The sequence below is a fragment of the Zoogloea sp. genome (assembly GCF_041914405.1).
Taxonomy (GTDB): domain Bacteria; phylum Pseudomonadota; class Gammaproteobacteria; order Burkholderiales; family Rhodocyclaceae; genus Zoogloea.
Genome location: NZ_JAYSDK010000021.1, coordinates 66,489 through 83,828 on the forward strand (window position 1 = coordinate 66,489; position 17,340 = coordinate 83,828).

Sequence of the window (17,340 nt, forward strand, 5' to 3'; positions counted from 1 at the left end):
CTCAGGCAGCCTCGCCGCGGCGCGCCGCCAGGAACTCGCCGAGGATGCGCCCGGTGTGAGAGCGCGCCACCTGCACCACCGCCTCCGGCGGCCCTTCGGCGACGATCTCGCCACCACCGTCGCCGCCTTCCGGCCCCAGGTCCACGATCCAGTCGGCCTCGGCCATCAGGTCCAGGTCATGCTCGATGACCAGCACCGTGTGGCCGGCGTCGGCCAGGCGGTGCAAGACGTGGATCAGCTTCTCCACGTCCGCCATGTGCAGACCGACGGTGGGCTCGTCGAGCACGTACAGGGTGTGCTTCTCCGGCGGCAGCGGGCGGCCGGGGCCAGCCGCCGATTCGCCGGCACGGCCGCGCACCTTGGCCAGCTCGGAGACCAGCTTGATGCGCTGGGCTTCGCCGCCTGACAGGGTCGGGCTGGGCTGGCCGAGGGTCAGGTAGCCAAGGCCCACATCCTGCAGCAGGCGCAGCGGATGGGCGATGGACGGGTGGGCGGCGAAGAAATCCACCGCATCCTCCACCGCCATGTGCAGCAGGTCGGCCACCGTCTTGCCCTTCCACTGGACGGTCAGGGTTTCCGGGTTGAAGCGGGCGCCGCCGCAGGCCTCGCAGGGCATCTTCACATCGGGCAGGAAGTTCATCTCGATGGTGATCTGGCCCTGCCCCTCGCACACCGGGCAACGGCCCGCGCCGGTGTTGAAGGAGAAGCGCGAGGCGTTCCAGCCGCGCATCTTGGCCTCGGTGGTCTCGGCGAACAGCTTGCGGATGGCGTCCCAGAAGCCGATGTAGGTGGCCGGGCAGGAGCGCGGCGTCTTGCCGATCGGCGTCTGGTCCACCTCCAGAACACGGCCAACCAGCTCGCGGCCGGCCAGCTCGGCACAGCCCACCGGCGCCCCCGCCGCCAGGCTGGCGTGCAGCACGTCGCGGGCGAAGGTGGATTTGCCGGAGCCGGACACGCCGGTCACCACCGTGAGGCGGCCGAGGGGCACGCGGGCCGATACGTTCTTCAGGTTGTGCAGGCTGGCGTCGCGCACCACCAGCGCCGGCTGCTCGTCCGCCACCGCGCGTCGCGGCGCCAGCGGATGCACCAGCGGCTGGCGGAAGCAGCGACCGGTGGCCGACTCCGGCGCCGCCATCAGGTCGGCCAGCTTGCCTTCGGCGATGATGCGCCCGCCACGCACGCCGGCGCCCGGGCCGATGTCGATGACGTGATCGGCGCGGCGGATGGTGTCCTCGTCGTGCTCCACCACCAGCAGGGTGTTGCCACGGCCGCGCAGGGCTTCCAGCGTGTCGAGCAGCAGCTGGTTGTCGCGCGGGTGCAGGCCGATGGTCGGCTCGTCGAGGATGTAGCACACGCCGGTGAGGTTGGAGCCGAGCTGGGCCGCCAGGCGGATGCGCTGGGCCTCGCCGCCGGACAGGGTCGGCGCGGCGCGGTCGAGGGCCAGGTAGCCGAGGCCGACCTTCTTCAGGAAGTCCAGCCGGCCGCGGATCTCGCCGACCAGGTCGCGACCGATGTCGGCCTCCCGGCGGGCCAGTTGCAGGCCGTCGAAGAAATCCGCCACCTTGCCCACCGCCAGCGAGGCCAGCTCGTGCAGGCCCAGGTCGCGGAAGCGCACTGCGCGGGCCACCGGGTTGAGGCGGGCGCCGTGGCAGCTCGGGCAGGCCTCGTCGCTGTCGGCCTCCAGCTCGCCGAGGTCGAGGTCGTCCGGGTTCTCCACCTTACCGGCGATCTTGATGCCGGTGCCGTAGCAGTCCGGACACCAGCCATGCTTGGCGTTGTAGGAGAACAGGCGCGGGTCGGGCTCCGGGAAACTGGTGCCGCAATCCGGGCAGGCACGCAGCGTGGACAAAGTCGTAAGCGTCGCTGCAGCGTCGCCGAGCGGGAGCAGCTTGAGAACGCCCTTGCCGTGCTCCAGCGCTGCGGCCACGTATTCGCGCAGCTGGGTTTCCGTGTCCGGCCCGACCTGCACCATGCCCACCGGCAGCTCGATGTTGTGTTCTTTGTAGCGGTCGAGGCGCGGCCATTTCTTGGTCGGCAGGTAGTCGCCATCGACGCGCAACTGCTCGAAGCCCTTGCCCCGCGCCCACTTGGCGAGGTCGGTGTACAAGCCCTTGCGGTTGATGATCAGCGGCGCCAGCAGCTCGACGGAGCGGCCCTGAAAGTCGCGCTGGATCTGCGCGACGATGGCCTCGAAGCTCTGCGGCGTGACCGGCACGTCGCAGTCCGGGCAGTACTGGGTGCCCAGCTTCACGTAGAGCAGGCGCAGGAAGGGCTGGATCTCGGTGAGGGTGCCCACCGTGCTCTTGCGCCCGCCGCGGCTGACCCGCTGCTCGATGGCCACCGTCGGCGGAATGCCGAAGATCGCGTCAACCTCGGGCCGCGCCGACGGCTGCGCGAACTGGCGGGCGTAGGCGTTGAGCGACTCCAGGTAGCGCCGCTGACCCTCGCCGAAGACGATGTCGAAGGCCAGCGTGGACTTGCCGGAGCCGGACAGGCCGGTGATCACCGTGAACTGGTCGCGGGGGATGTCCAGGCTGACGTTCTTCAGGTTGTGGTGGCGGGCGTGGCGGATGGTGATCGCCTTCGGCACCACCGCCCGGTAGCGCGGCGCCGGCTCGGCCACCACCGGCGCGGCCTGCATCGCCGACAGCTGCGCGGCGTAGTCGGCCAGCGCCTTGCCGGTATGCGAGGCCGGCGTGGCGATCAGCGCGGCCGGCGTGCCTTCGGCGACGATCAAACCGCCGCCGCTGCCGCCTTCCGGGCCGAGGTCGATCAGCCAGTCGGCGGCGGCGATCACGTCCAGGTTGTGCTCGATGACCACCAGCGAGTGGCCGGCGTCGAGCAGCTTCTCGAAGGCCGACAGCAGGCGCGCCACGTCCTCGAAATGCAGGCCGGTGGTGGGCTCGTCGAACAGGAACAGCAGGCCGGGCTCGTCGGTGGCGTCGCCTTTCCTGGATTTCTTGGCGGCCAGTTGCGCCGCTTCGGCCAGGTAGCCGGCCAGCTTGAGGCGCTGGGCCTCACCGCCGGACAAGGTCGGCACCGGCTGGCCGAGGCGTACGTACTCCAGCCCCACGTCGGCCAGCGGGGCCAGTGCGGCGAGCACCGCCTTCTGATCGGCAAAGAAGGCCAGCGCTTCGGAGACCGTCATCTCCAGCACGTCGGCGACGCTCCTGCCGCGCCAGTTGAGGGCCAGGATCTCCGGCCGGTAGCGCTTGCCGTCGCAGTCCGGGCAGCGCAGGTAAACGTCGGACAGGAACTGCATCTCGACGTGCTCGAAGCCCGAGCCGGTGCAGGTCGGGCAGCGCCCGGTGCCCGAGTTGAAGCTGAAGGTGCCCGGCGTGTAGCCGCGCTCCTTGGCCTCCTCCAGGTTGGCGAAGAGCTTGCGGATGGCGTCCCACGCGCCAACGTAGCTGACCGGGTTGGAGCGCGCGCTCTTGCCGATCGGCGACTGGTCCACCATCACCACGCCCTTGATCGCCTCCACGCCGGCGAAGCCTTCGAAGGCGCCGGGCGGCTCGGCGGGCTGGCCGAAGTGCTTGGCCAGCGCCGGGAACAGCACGTCCTGGATCAGCGTGGACTTGCCGGAGCCGGACACGCCGGTAATGCCGACCAAGCGTTGCAGCGGGATCGCCAGATCGACGCCGCGCAGGTTGTGCTGGCGGGCGCCGAGCAGCGTCAGGCGCGGCGTGTTGGCCTCTACCTGCCGCGGCACACGGCGCGCATCGACGCGCTTGCGGCCGGCCAGGTAGGCACCGGTCAGCGAAGCCGGATCGTTGGCGATGCTCACCGGCGGGCCGTAGGCGACGATCTCCCCACCGCGCTCGCCGGGGCCGGGGCCGATGTCGAGCAGGCGGTCGGCGGCCAGCATCAGCTGCGGGTCGTGCTCCACCACCACCAGCGAGTTGCCGGCGTCGCGCAGGCGCTCCATCACCCCGAGGATGCGGTTGATGTCGCGCGGATGCAGGCCGATGGACGGCTCATCCAGCACGAACAGCGTATTCACCAGCGAGGTGCCCAGCGCGGTGGTCAGATTGATGCGCTGCACCTCGCCGCCGGACAAAGTGCGCGACTGACGGTCCAGCGTCAGGTAGCCGAGGCCAACGTCCTGCAGGTACTTGAGGCGGCCCTTGATCTCGCCGAGCAGCAGCTCGGTGGCCTCGTCCAGCGGCGCCGGCAGCACGAGGCCACCGACGAAAGGCACGATCTCGTCCACCGGGCGGGCCAGCAGTTCGTGGATCGCCCACTCGCCGCCGGCCGCCGGCAGCCGCCACAGCAACGCGTCCGGCTTGAGGCGGGCGCCGTGGCAGGCCGGGCATTCGGTGTAGCTGCGGTAGCGCGACAGCAGCACCCGGATGTGCATCTTGTAGGCCTTGCTCTCCAGCCAGTCGAAGAAGTGGCGCACCCCGTACCAGTAGCGCGGCCAGGACGAATCCCAGTTCTTCCACTTGTCGTCGCCTTCGAGCAGCCAGCGGCGGTGTTCCGGCGACAGATCGCGCACCGGCACGTCCATCGGCACGCCGTACTTCTTGGCCATCTTGGCCAGGTCGTCCTGGCATTCCTTGAAGCTGGGGCTCTGCCAGGGCTTCACCGCGCCTTCGGCGAGGGTCTTGGATTCGTCCGGGATGACCAGCGCGAAATCGACGCCGATGACCCGCCCGAAGCCGCGGCAGGTGTCGCAGGCGCCGATCGGCGAGTTGAAGGAGAACAGGCTCGGCGTCGGGTCGGAATAGGCGATGTCGCAGTCGGCGCAGTGCAGGCCGGAGCTGAATTTCCAGCGCGTCTCGCCGTCATCGCCCAGCGCATGCACGCTGAGGCGGCCGTGGCCCGCGCGCAGGCCGATCTCCAGCGCCTCCATCACGCGGGCGTGCTCGGCGTTGCCGAGGCGGAAGCGGTCCTGCACCACGTGGAGCAGCTCGCCGTCGCGGGAATGGATGCGGGTGTAGCCCTGCTGGGCAAGAAGGCCGGCGATCTCCTCGTCGCTGAAGCTCGTCGGCACGGTGACCGGGAAGCTCACCACCAGGCGGGGATCGCCGGCCGCCGCGGCGCGGGCCGACAGGTCGGCGAAGATCGTCGCCGGCGTATCGCGGCTCACCGGCTTGCCGCAGCAGCGGCAGTGCAGCTTGGCGGCGCGAGCGTAGAGCAGCTTGAAGTGGTCGGCCAGCTCGGTCATCGTGCCAACCGTCGAGCGGGAGGTGCGCACCGGGTTGGTCTGGTCAATGGCGATGGCCGGCGGCACACCTTCGATGCGGTCCACCTGCGGCTTGTCCATGCGGTCGAGGAACTGGCGCGCGTACGGGGAAAAAGTCTCCACGTAGCGGCGCTGGCCTTCGGCGTACAGGGTATCGAAAACCAGCGAACTCTTGCCGGAACCGGACACCCCGGTGACCACCACCAGCTCGTGGTGGGGGATGTCGAGGGACAGGTTCTTCAGGTTGTTCTGGCGGGCGCCGCGGATACGGATGGCGTCGGCGTCAGCGGGGCCGTGATCGGCCGGGCAGGCAGGATCGGAACACATGGGCAGCGGGATCGGAGAAGAGGCAGGCAGTGCCTATTGTAGGGCCTGTTGGCAGACCTCCCGCAGCACAAGGGGTTCCCGCGCCCGACCGGCGCGACTGAATCAGGGATTGATCAAACGGTCGGTGGCCGCCTCGTCGACGATGGAGCTATCGCTGAACAACTGGGTTTGCGGCGAGGCGGTCTGCTGGGCCAGCGCACGGGCCGTCACCGCGAGCACCTCGCCCCCGTCCCCATCGACGATCAGGATCAGCTGGCGGGCCGGGCCGATCAGCCCGACGAAGCCGCGCATCACGTTGCCATCCGGCAGCCCGACGGCGACGCACTGCCCCACTTCCAGTTCAGCCCATTCGGAAGGCAAGGACAGCTCGCCGGCGAAGTACTGCTTATGGCGCAAAACCCGGAAATCCAGCCGATCGCCCACCGTGCCGAGGACCGGCACCGACGGCCGGCGATAGCGGGGCTCGGGACCGGGCCGGCCGGCAATCAGTGCAGCATGCAGCTCCAGGCACGGCGCCAGCCCCTCCCGAATGTGCTCGGGTGACAGGCCGATCCACGCCAGGCCCTCTTCCAGCGAACGCATCAGGGCCGGCAGTTGAGCCATCAGATGCTGACGGGCCACCTCGTCGGGCTCCGGCATCGCGCTAACCAGAAGGCGGTGGGCCGTCTGCACCCGCGCCGTCCATTGCGGGCTACCCGTACCGTAGCGATACGCCGCCTTGGCCAGCACATGCACCCAGTACCCCTCGATGAACTCCCGCGCCACCGGGTCGGAACGATGACCAACCAACAGGTAGATCGCCCGACTGGCCTGGTGTAGCGCCACCTCGCGCCGCTCCAGTCGCTCGGCCTCCTCCCTGAAGGCCTCGACGCGGGCCAGCGCCCCTTTCTGGCGAGAGCGCAGCAAGGTCTCTGCACCGGCTAGCGCGACCTGGAAATCCCGGTCCTCGAAACGGGTCAGCCGCAGCAGCGGGCGCACAACGAGCAGCAGCCCCCGACACACCGGCAGCTCGGGCGGACAATCCGGCGGCAGGGTACGGCCGACATTGGCAATCAGATCCACCAGGCGCAGCGCCGGATGACGCTCCTCGGCCAGCAGGGTGTCGCTGCGCAGGGCCAGCCGGAGCATCGGCACCCGCAGTCCGGCCAGCACCGCACGGATCGTCGCCGGCAGGAAGGCCGCCGCCGCCAGGTAGGCAAAAACGGTTTCCACGACTTCGACAGCCGCCGCGCTGGCCGGCGCCAGCAAGCCACCGAGTTCACTCGCGCCCAGGGACTGGGGCACCCCGCCGCCATAGTGCTGGCGCTCGCCGAGCCAGGCCTCGACGCGCTCGAGCAGGGCTGCCGCCAGGGTCGGATCGAGATGGGTGGTACCGGGCATCGTCTCGCGCCGGGCCAGCACGGACAGACGCAGCGCATCCACGGGATTCATCTGCAGATTGCGTGAGGCCTCCGCCTGAGTGGTGCGTTCACTGCCAGGCACCAGGGACGAACGGGACGGCGTGGCGACCCGATAGCGGGAATCGACACCGGCGTCGGCCAGGTGATGTTCCAGTTCCCGGTAAAACACGCACAGATGGCGCTGCAACGGCTCCTCCAGGCGATTGAGGAGCACCATCGCCTCTTGGGCGCTGAGCCGCTCGGTCTCCTTCAGCGCACGCAGGGCCCGGCACACGCTCTCGGAGCCAACCGGCGACTCCTTCTGCAGCACGGCATCGGTCCCCGCCATCAGCATCCGCATGCGCAGGTGCAGGGACGCCAGTTCGCGCTCGCAGGCGTCGCGCAGGCGCTGGTCGAGATTCATCAGCTCGACCGAATAATCCATGTCGTCGTCGTGAACCAGGCTGATGTGGGACGCTGTCAGCCCGTGCATCTGCTCGAAACCCGGCCGCTCCTTGGCACCCGACAGCTCGTCGAAGCACTCGCCGGCAGCTTTGGCCAATTCGTCCAGCCAACCCGCGTGACGAATGACCTCGCCTGCCGCCCGCCGCAGCGTCTCCAGGAAGCGCGCGCGGCTGTCGGCCAGCAACTGGGCGGCCATTGTGGCGGGCTGGTCGTCGGTGAGGGTAGGAAGCGCCATAGCGATCGGGTTCGTTATATTTTGTTAAGCAGACCAATCTTAGCCGCATCTGGCTTTATCGGTAAAAACGCCGAAACCTTCAGTGTGCAACACGTCCTGCCAAGCCGCATTTACCAAGCAATCGCCACCCCACCCACAGGGCGAAGAAGAGGACGAGCCCCCATTTCAGCAGTGAACAAGAGGCCGACATGGGAATCAGCACGCTCGGCGCCCCGAAGGGGCCGGCCAGCAAGCGCAGTTGCAACAGGTTCTCCGCAATGTCGAACAGCGCCGCCAGCGGCAACAGCGCGGCCAGCCTGCCGGCCGCACGCCCAGCACTTTCCGGGAAGAGCCCGCCCCGGGTCGCGACGACATAGCCGAACAGCGCGTAGACGCACAGGTGGAGCGCATCTGCGGCGAAATGTTCCCGGTACGCCCGAAGTCCTTCAGCCCCCCACGCATTCAGGATCCCCCAGTAACGCTCGGCGCTGAAGCTGAGTTGCAGGCAAATGATGTTGGGACGGCGCATCCCCACGATAAGCGCCAGGTGCACCTGGGACACCAGCAGCGCGACGCTTGCCAGTCCGGTCAGCCAGGGGGATGCTCGTGCCATTTGTCCTGCTCCGCTTGCAGTCGGCCAGTTGGTGGGTGTGCAATAGTCACGAATGCGGCAAAGCATCAATTGCTCGTCGCCATCTTCGCCTTAAAATAAAAAAATTGATTTTTCCGACAAATTCACCAGATCGAATTAGCATCAGTACGGAATCATGACCAGCGCCACCAAGCCCAAGCCATCCAGCCCCCAGCAACTCGCTAGCGACCTTGCCTCCATCCGCATCCCTGCCTGCCCTGCAATGGTCACCGAGGTGCTGCACGAAGCCCGCAAGGACGAACCGAACTTCAAGGTTCTCGCCCGCATCATTTCATCCGACGTGGGCATGTCGGCAATGGCCGTCAAGCTCGCCAACTCGCCGATATTCGGCTCCGCCGCGCCGGTGAAGAGCGTGCAGCAGGCGATCAACCGCCTGGGCACCAGCAACGTACTGAACATCATAGTCGCTGCCGCGCTGCGCAGCTCCGTCGACGGCCTGCCGGCCGACTTCCTCGAGCACTTCTGGGAAATGGCAGCATCCCGCGCCCTGTGTGCCGGCCTGCTGGCCCGCAAGCACGTAGGCATTCCTCCGGAAGACGCCTACACCTACGGACTGTTCCAGAATGCCGCCGTGCCGGTACTGATGCAGCACTTCTCCAGCTACGCGGCGCTCTACAGCAGCGCCGGCGAACACGGCGATCATCTGGTCGGGCTCGAGCGCGCGCAGTTCCACAGCGACCACGCGGTGGTCGGCTGGCTGCTGGCGCGCAACTGGGGACTACCGGCCAAGATCGCTGCGGCGATCCAGCATCACCACAACCCCGAACGCTACATCCTCCCCGAGGAGGAATTGCCATCGAATGCGCTGGCGCTGATCGCCGTCACCCAGCTCGCCGAGTACATCATCGCCGAACTCGGCGGCGCCGCGCCGGACGTGAGCCAGCGCGCCTTCGAGGATGCCCGCAGCTTCCTCGGCACGACCGACCACGACCTGGACGAATTCCGCGAACTCGTCGCCGCCGCGCTGGCCTGACGCTTGCCGTGGCTGGCCTGTTGGGCTTGGCTGTGGGGGCGCATTCATGCGCCCCCACAGCCAAGCCCCTCAACGACAGCGTCTAGGTTCCAAAAAAATGCCCGCCATCACGGCGGGCATTTTTACTTGGATCATCCGGACCTTACTCGGCTTCGGCCTTCTTGCGGCTGGCCGGCTTCTTGGCAGCCGCCGCCTTGGGTTCCTTCTTCTCGAACTCGAAGCCAACCTTGCCATCGTCGCCTCGCACCAGGAAGGCCGAGAACTTGCGCTTGGTGCGGCTCGACACGAAACCGCGGAGCAGGTCGGTCCGCCCGGTATCGAGCAACTTCTGCATCTGGTCGCGTTCGATCGGCTGCTGCAGGATGATCTTGCCGGAGCGGAAGTCGCAGGATTTCTCCGGCCCCACCGACTTGCTGCAGATGTAGGACAGGCCGTGCTCATACACCTGGGCGCTGCACTTCGGGCACAGGCCCAGGGAGTCCTGGCCGGAGAAATCCACCGCCTCAGCAGCTTCGTCTTCCTTCGGCTGGCCGAAATCGAACTCGGGCTGCTTGTCGTCGTTGAGGCGGATCTCGGCGTTGAACAGACGCCCCATCTTGTTGCGGAAACCCAGCAGCGGCCCAACCCGGCCGGTAGCCAGCAGGGTCTCGATCTCCGGGATCTCGAACTGGCGGCCGGCGACGATCTTCCAGGCACTCCAGTCGCAGCTCTGGCAGGAGAACTTCTTGTAGTTCTCCCTCACCTGGCCACCGCACTTCGGGCACGGCGTCTGCAGCGTCGCGAAATCACCCGGCACGGTGTCGGACTCGTAGCGCTTGGCGCGCTCGACGATGTCACGGGTCATGGACTGGATGTGCTCCATGAACTCGGCCCGTGACAGCGCGCCGCGTTCCATCTGGGCCAGCTTGTGTTCCCATTCGCCGGTGAGTTCCGGCGAGGTCAGTTCGTTGGTGCCCAGGCCGCGCAGCAGCGTGATCAGCGAGAAGGCCTTGGCGGTCGGGATCAGCTCCTTGCCGTCCCGCAGCATGTAGGTTTCGCCGATCAGGTTTTCGATGATCTGCGCACGGGTTGCCGGCGTGCCGAGGCCTCGGCCGGCCATCGCGGCACGCAGCTCCTCGTCATCCACCATCTTGCCGGCGCCTTCCATCGCGGACAGCAGCGTGGCTTCGTTGAAGCGTGCGGGCGGCTTGGTGACCAGGGCCTTGAGCAGAATCTCGTCGGTGCTGACCTTCTCACCCGGCTCGACCGCAACCAGCTGCGGCGTGCCGCCCTCTTCGTCACTCGCCACCGCCGCTGCCTTGCCGTAGATGGCCAGCCAGCCCGGATTGACGAGGATCTTGCCCTCGGTCTTGAAGGCCTCGCCCTCGACGCGGGTGATACGGGTGGTCACGCGGTACTCGGCGGCCGGGTAGAACACCGACAGGAAACGCCGGGTTACCAGGTCGTAGATCTTCGCCTCGGCCTCGGACAGGCTCTTGGGCGCCGTGCCGGTGGGGATGATCGCAAAGTGGTCGGAGATCTTGGCGTTATTAAAGATGCGCTTGTTGGGCTTGGCCCAGCCGTGCTTGACGATCTCGTTGGCAAACGGCGCATAGGCGTCCGGCAAGCCGCCGAGGATGCCCTGGACCTGGCCGACGTAGTCTTCCGGCAGCGCGCGGGCATCGGTCCGCGGGTAGGTCAGAACTTTGTGCTTTTCGTACAGCGCCTGGGCCAGTTGCAGCGTGGTACGGGCCGAGAAGCCGAAACGGCCGTTGGCCTCGCGCTGCAGGGATGTCAGGTCAAACAGCAGCGGCGACAGCTGGGTGGTCGGCTTGGACTCTTCCTCGACGGTGCCGGTCTTGCCCTCGCACTTGGCCTTGATGGCTGCGGCCTTCGCCTTGTCCCACAGACGGAAGGCGGTGGCATGCTCAGCGAGTGGCGTCCCTTCCTCAGGCTTCTTGAAGCCTTCGTCGAACCAGCGGCCGGCGTAGGCGCCGGCCTGGCAGCCGAAGCTGGCCTCCAGCTCCCAGTAGTCGGTGGGCTTGAAGGCGCGGATCTTTTCTTCGCGCTCGACGACGATCGCCAATGTCGGGGTCTGCACGCGCCCGACCGTTGTCAGATGGAAGCCACCGGTCTTGGAGTTGAAGGCGGTCATCGCGCGGGTGCCGTTGATGCCGATCAGCCAATCGCTCTCGGCGCGGCACACGGCAGCTTCGCGCAGGCCCTCCACGTCGGCGGCGGCGCGCAACTGCGCGAAACCGTCGCGGATCGCGCCGGCGGTCATCGACTGCAGCCACAGGCGCTGCACCGGCTTGGTGCTGCCGGAGTGCTGCACGATGAAGCTGAAGATCAGCTCCCCTTCACGCCCCGCGTCACAGGCGTTGATCAGGCCGGTGACGTCCTTGCGCTTGATCAGACGGGTCAGCAGCTTGAGCCGGTCCTCGGTCTTCTCGATCGGGTTGAGAGCGAAATGGGGCGGGATGACTGGAAGGTGTGCAAAGGACCACTTGCCACGCTTGACTTCGAATTCGGCGGGCACCGTGAGCTCGAGCAGATGGCCAACCGCCGAGGACAGCACGTAGTGCTCCGACTCGAAATAGTCCTTTTCCTTGGTGAAACCGCCCAGGGCGCGGGCGATGTCCGCCGCGACCGAGGGCTTTTCCGCGATGATCAGCTGCTTGCTCATTGGAGTACCTTCGTGCTGCGCAACCCGGTCTATGCCCGATGGGCAACCGGCCGGCTCATGCCTGTAGCGCGCAACATGGCGCCTGATTCAGGTTGTTGGGGGAGCGGCGCATCATACGGAAGCCTGCGCCGGCCGTGCAAGCCGCCAGCCGATCAATGCACCGGGTATGCAGCCGGCTCGTCTTCGTCCTCGAGCCCCTCGTTGAGAAGTTCGTCGAGGATCAGGCCGTTGATCGGGCGGTCCTGCTGCCACAGCACCATCAGCACGATGACCTTGAGATTTTCCAGTTCGATCTCCGGGTCGTCGAGAGCCAAGGCCCGCTCGATGATCATTTCCCGGCACTCGGAATCGAGGATGCCAGCGTTCTCGAGGAAGAGCAGGAAGCCACGGCACTCCACACCCAGGCGGGACAGTTCGTCGTCGGCGTAGATGCGCAGGGAGCCGGCGCGGGCGCACTGGGCCGGACGCTCGCCATCGGACAACTGGCGCAGTCCCGACAGCCACTCCAGAGCATCAGTGATTTCTTCTTCCTCAAAACCGGCGGCCGTGAGCTTGCGGGCCAGCTGCGCGGGTTCGGGGCATGCGTCGGCGTGGACGTAGTTCTCGAAGAGGTACACGAGGATATCGAACATGGCGCGTAGGGCCTGAGGCCGGTGGTTTTTCAAAGGCGCTGGAGGCGCCCTCCGGGCAGGCGGGAGACCCGTCCGTCGAGTTCCAGCGTAAGCAGAATGGCGTAGAGCGCTTCCGGCGTCAAGCTGGTGCGGTGCACAAGAGTATCCATGTCCACCGGGTCGTGGCCCAGTGCGGCGAGCACGCCACCTTCGTCTCCGCCCCCCTCCGCCGGGCCAGAGGCTTGCTGCGGCGCCACTTCCGGCTCGGGCAGGCGCAGCTCCTCGAGTATGTCATTGGCAGATTCGACGAGTTTCGCGCCATCGCGGATCAGGCGGTGGCAACCGCGCGACAGGGGCGAATGGATGGACCCCGGGATCGCGAAGACCTCCCGCCCGCAGTCGCCGGCCAGCCGCGCGGTGATCAGCGACCCGCTCTTGACCGCCGCCTCAACCACCAGCACGCCGCAGGACAGGCCAGCGATCAGCCTGTTGCGGCGCGGAAAATGGTGAGCCAGCGGACCACTGCCGAGGGGGAATTCGCTGACGATCGCGCCGGCTTCGGCGATGCGCCGCGCCAGCGCTGCGTTGCGGGCCGGGTAGATGCGGTCGGCCCCAGTGCCGATCACCGCCACCGTGCGGCCAGCCCCGGCAAGGCCGCCTCGGTGGGCCGCCGCGTCGATGCCGAGGGCCAGGCCGCTGACGATGGTCAGGCCAGCGGACGACAGGGCGGTCGAAAACGCCTCCGCGTTGGCCTCGCCCTGCGGCGTGGCATTGCGGGCACCGACCACGGCCATGGACGGGCGGCTCAGCAGGCTCGCGTCACCCTTCACATAAAGCAGCACGGGGGGATCGGGGATTTCCAGCAGCGCCGCGGGATAGCTTTCATCGCCGAGGGTCAGGAGCGCGTTGCCGGATTCCGTCAGCCACTCCAGCGCGGTGCTCACCGCGGCACTGGCATCGTGTTCGAGGAGTTGGCGGACGGCGGGCTCACCAACCACCGCCGCCAGGGCTGCGGGGGGCGCCGCATAAATCCGCTCGGGTAGCCCGAAGGCGGCCAGCAGCTGGCGCTGGCTGGCCGGCCCCAGGCCCGGGGTGAGGGTCAGACGCAGCCAGCCGGCAAGGGGATGCACGCCTGACAAGATGCTGCGGCGCTCAGGGTTTCCGGACGCTGTCGGCCACCGCCACTGCACCGAGGTTGTCCATCACCAGCGCGTAGGAGAGGCGATCGAACACCCGGAACACGAAAACCAGTCCGTAACGCTGTTCCGGCAGACGGAAGCGCTGCGGGGTTCCGACGTTGTCCTCACGATAGACGGCCTCGCCGCGGTTCCGGTGCAACGCCAGCACATGCCCGACCTCCATGCCGTCCTGCTTGCCGAGGCTGATCGACACCACGTGGTAGCGCCCGGTCTCGGACACCCCGTTGTAGATGGACACGACGCGCCCGCTGAGGTCCTTCTCCGGCGCGTGGGGCACGTAGCTGGGCAGTTCGGGGCGCCCTGCCGGCAGCAGCCGGTCGCCCTTGCCGATTTCCTGCTTGGCGCTCAGCACCATCAGGCTGGTGGGCACCACGGTGCCCGGCTTGCTTTCGGCAGCGGCCAGTTTGTCGGCTTCGGGGTCGGCATTCACCTCGGCGACACCGAGATGCACCGCTTCGTAGCCGAGGATCTCGCCGGTGACCGGCTCCTTCAGCGGCCGAGCCTTGCGATACAGGTTCCAGGTCCGGGTCTCCGGCGTGATGCGGGTCGCGAAGATGGTATCGCCGGCGCTGGTGAACACGCGCCCCTCCTGGGTTGCCACCAGGATCCCGGCGGAGCTGTCATCCTTGTCCGTGACGACCAGCGGCTCGGACAGGAAAGGTGCGATCACCCGCAACGGAATGCTCTGGATCGCCGCCTTGTCAGGCTCGGAGTAGACCTGCGGGAAACGCTTCTCGTAAAGCGGACGGTCGGGGAGGCCACCTACGCGCTTACCCAGCTTGAGGGTCGGGCCGCTGCGGTCGAGCACGATGACCTGGCCCGGATAGATCAGGTGCGGGTTGCGGATCTGCTCGCGGTTCAGGCGCCACACCTCGGGCCAGCGCCAGGGCTCCTTGAGGAACTTGCCGGAGATGCCCCACAGGGTGTCACCGGGGACCACCATGTGGCTGTCCGGCGCATCGTCGGCCAGGCGGATGGGACTGGTGGCGCCGGCAGTGACCGGTACCAGGGCGGCGACGCCGATCAGGAGGGCGGATATAATGCGAATCATCGGAAGAGCACTCGCTTTCGGCGAACAGGTACCACCCGACAAGGGCTTGCCTGTGTTGCGGAGCCGATACCCGCCTTGCAAGATGCGAGCATCGTAGATTTGGCTCAAAATTCTGCACGTAAAGTCTTCATCCGGCAATATTTATGGCCCTGCTACCCATTCTCCGTTATCCCGATCCTCGTCTGCACACCCGCGCCACCCCGGTGCGCGAAGTAAACGACGAAATCCGCCGGCTGATCGCCGACATGGCGGAAACCATGTATGAGGCCCCCGGCATCGGCCTGGCCGCCACTCAGGTGGACGTCCATAAACGGGTCGTCGTCATCGACGTGTCGGAAGACAAGTCCGAGTTGCTGGCGCTGATCAACCCGGAAATCATCGAACGCTCCGGCGAGCATCTGGGCGAGGAAGGCTGCCTGTCCGTACCCGGCATCTACGACAAGGTCGTCCGTGCCGAGCGAGTCAAGGTACGCGCCCTCAACCAGAAGGGCGAGAGCTTCGAGATGGAAGCCGACGGCCTCCTCGCGGTGTGCATCCAGCATGAGCTGGACCACCTGGAGGGCAAGGTCTTCGTCGAATATCTGTCCCAGCTCAAGCAGACCCGCATCAAGGGCAAGCTGGCGAAGAAAGCCCGGATCACCGCCTGATGAAAGTCGCCTTCGCCGGAACCCCCGAATTCGCCGCCGCCGCGCTGCAAGCCATCCTCGCCGCCGGCTTCGAAGTGCCGCTGGTCCTGACCCAGCCGGACCGCCCGGCCGGGCGCGGCATGCAACTGCAGCCCAGCCCGGTCAAGCAGGTCGCCTTCGCCGCGGGCATTCCCGTCCATCAGCCGGAAAAACTGCGTACGCCGGAACAACAAGCGCCGCTGGCCGAAGCCGGCGTGGACGTGTTGGTAGTGGCCGCCTACGGCATCATCCTGCCCCAGGCCGTGCTCGACCTGCCGCGCTACGGCTGCCTCAACATCCATGCCTCGCTGCTGCCGCGCTGGCGCGGCGCCGCGCCGATCCACCGGGCCATCGAAGCCGGTGATGCAGAAACCGGCATCACCATCATGCAGATGGACGCCGGCCTCGACACGGGCCCGATGCTGATGAAGCGCAGCACGGCCATCGAGTCCGACGACACCACCGGCAGCCTCCACGACCGCCTGGCCGGGATCGGCGCCGACCTGATCGTCGATGCCCTGCGGGCCTTGCCCGGCGGTCTGACGGCCACCCCGCAGCCCGCCGACGGTGTCACCTACGCCGCCAAGATCGGCAAGGCCGAGGCGACGGTGGACTGGACCCGCCCGGCCACCGAGATCGAACGGGCGATCCGCGCCTTCAACCCCTTCCCCGGCGCGCTGGGCAATTACCAGGGCACGCCGATCAAGCTGTGGCGCGCCCGCGCCATCGACGCCAGCGGCGCCCCCGGCGAAATCCTGCTGGCCGAAGGGGCCGGCGTGATCGTCGCCTGCGGCGAGGGTGCGCTGTGCATCACCGAACTGCAGAAGCCCGGCGGCAAACGCCTGGCTGCAGCCGACTTCGTGCGCGGCACGGCTATCGCGGCGGGGACCCGCTTCGACTAGCCAGCGCCTCCGCAGCTGTCCGCAAGGCCCGCGTCCAACGCGGGCCTTTTTCATGCGGCATGCGGCTCCCGCTTACAGGTTTTTACGCAAGCACTTAAAAATTCTTGAATTTTTAGTGCTCTTCCCCATCTAACCAGCGTTTCCCACTCAATCCCGAAAGGACGGTTACACCCAATGCTCGGCAACTGGCTCAAGACATCCATCCTGATGGCGGCAATCATCGCGCTGTTCGGCGTGATCGGCGGCCTCATCGGCGGCAAGTCGGGGATGGTGCTCGCGCTGGTCTTCGGCGGCGCGATGAACCTGTTCTCCTACTGGTTCTCCGACAAGATGGTGCTGCGCATGTACAACGCGCAGGAAGTGGATGAAACCAGCTCCCCTTACCTCTACAACATGGTCCGCGAACTGGCCGGCCGCGCCCAACTGCCGATGCCGCGCGTGTACATCATCCACGAGGACCAGCCGAACGCCTTCGCCACCGGCCGGAACCCCGAGAACGCCGCCGTGGCGGCCACCACCGGCATCCTGCAGATGCTCAGCCAGCGCGAACTGCGCGGCGTGATGGCCCACGAGCTGGCCCACGTGAAGCACCGGGACATCCTGATCTCGACGATCTCGGCAACGATGGCCGGCGCAATCTCGGCACTGGCCAATTTCGCGATGTTCTTCAGCGGCCGCGACTCGGAAGGCCGCCCGGCCAACCCGATCGCCTCCATCGCGGTGGCCCTGCTCGCCCCGCTGGCGGCCAGCGTGATCCAGATGGCGATCTCCCGCGCCCGAGAATTCGAGGCTGACCGCGGCGGCGCCGAGATCGCCAGCGACCCGCACGCACTGGCCGACGCGCTGATGAAGATCGACGCCTTCGCCCGCGGCATTCCGATGCCGAGCGCCGAGGCCCACCCGGAAACCGGCCAGATGATGATCATGAACCCACTCTCGGGCGGCGGCCTGGCCGGGCTGTTCAGCACCCACCCGGCCACCGAGGAACGGGTCGCACGCCTGCGCGCGATGGCCGGCCGCCGCTGACACGGCCCGGCTCGACAGCACCA

At 67.4% G+C, this 17,340-nt stretch carries 11 protein-coding genes; 4 read left to right on the plus strand and 7 right to left on the minus strand.

Annotated features, from left to right (window positions below):
* Nucleotide 1: 1 nt before the first annotated feature.
* The 3 genes from uvrA to ACE3RX_RS13830 all read right to left on the minus strand — a co-directional run bounded on the left by uvrA (nucleotide 2) and on the right by ACE3RX_RS13830 (nucleotide 8,186).
* On the minus strand, nucleotides 2-5,515 hold the full coding sequence (gene uvrA, locus ACE3RX_RS13820; RefSeq protein ID WP_374484687.1) for an excinuclease ABC subunit UvrA: 5,514 nt from the start codon (nucleotides 5,513-5,515) through the stop codon (nucleotides 2-4).
* Nucleotides 5,516-5,617: 102 nt separating this feature from the next.
* A complete protein-coding gene (locus tag ACE3RX_RS13825) occupies nucleotides 5,618-7,594 on the minus strand; it encodes a DUF1631 family protein (protein ID WP_374484691.1) in 1,977 nt (658 codons plus the stop codon).
* Nucleotides 7,595-7,673: 79 nt separating this feature from the next.
* The gene (locus ACE3RX_RS13830; RefSeq protein WP_374484693.1) at nucleotides 7,674-8,186 is read right to left on the minus strand and encodes a hypothetical protein; all 513 of its coding nucleotides are present in this window, start codon (nucleotides 8,184-8,186) and stop codon (nucleotides 7,674-7,676) included.
* Between the two features lie 154 nt (nucleotides 8,187-8,340).
* Here ACE3RX_RS13830 and ACE3RX_RS13835 point away from each other — a divergent pair, with 154 nt between their 5' ends.
* On the plus strand, nucleotides 8,341-9,198 hold the full coding sequence (locus ACE3RX_RS13835) for an HDOD domain-containing protein (RefSeq protein ID WP_374484697.1): 858 nt from the start codon (nucleotides 8,341-8,343) through the stop codon (nucleotides 9,196-9,198).
* A 142-nt stretch (nucleotides 9,199-9,340) separates the two neighbouring features.
* Here the strand turns inward: ACE3RX_RS13835 and ACE3RX_RS13840 are convergent, their stop codons facing one another.
* From ACE3RX_RS13840 to ACE3RX_RS13855, 4 genes are all read right to left on the minus strand, one after another.
* Entirely contained in the window at nucleotides 9,341-11,863 is a 2,523-nt protein-coding gene (locus tag ACE3RX_RS13840; protein WP_374484699.1) for a DNA topoisomerase III, read from the minus strand.
* A gap of 152 nt (nucleotides 11,864-12,015) precedes the next feature.
* A complete protein-coding gene (locus ACE3RX_RS13845; RefSeq protein WP_374484702.1) occupies nucleotides 12,016-12,495 on the minus strand; it encodes a DUF494 family protein in 480 nt (159 codons plus the stop codon).
* Nucleotides 12,496-12,524: 29 nt separating this feature from the next.
* Nucleotides 12,525-13,613, minus strand: coding sequence for a DNA-processing protein DprA (gene dprA / locus ACE3RX_RS13850; protein WP_374484706.1), 1,089 nt, complete (start codon nucleotides 13,611-13,613; stop codon nucleotides 12,525-12,527).
* A 13-nt stretch (nucleotides 13,614-13,626) separates the two neighbouring features.
* Nucleotides 13,627-14,724: a LysM peptidoglycan-binding domain-containing protein gene (locus ACE3RX_RS13855; protein WP_374484711.1), complete on the minus strand. Its 1,098-nt coding sequence runs from the start codon at nucleotides 14,722-14,724 to the stop codon at nucleotides 13,627-13,629.
* 143 nt (nucleotides 14,725-14,867) lie between these two features.
* Here ACE3RX_RS13855 and def point away from each other — a divergent pair, with 143 nt between their 5' ends.
* From def to htpX, 3 genes are all read left to right on the plus strand, one after another.
* Nucleotides 14,868-15,371 carry a peptide deformylase gene (gene def / locus ACE3RX_RS13860; RefSeq protein WP_374484714.1) on the plus strand — a complete coding sequence of 168 codons (504 nt, stop codon included), beginning with the start codon at nucleotides 14,868-14,870 and terminating at the stop codon, nucleotides 15,369-15,371.
* Nucleotides 15,371-16,291, plus strand: coding sequence for a methionyl-tRNA formyltransferase (gene fmt, locus ACE3RX_RS13865; RefSeq protein ID WP_374484716.1), 921 nt, complete (start codon nucleotides 15,371-15,373; stop codon nucleotides 16,289-16,291). The genes def and fmt overlap by 1 nt, the downstream gene beginning before the upstream one ends.
* A gap of 174 nt (nucleotides 16,292-16,465) precedes the next feature.
* Nucleotides 16,466-17,317, plus strand: a complete 852-nt coding sequence (htpX, locus tag ACE3RX_RS13870; RefSeq protein ID WP_374484719.1) for a zinc metalloprotease HtpX — start codon at nucleotides 16,466-16,468, stop codon at nucleotides 17,315-17,317.
* The last annotated feature ends 23 nt before the right edge of the window (nucleotides 17,318-17,340 follow it).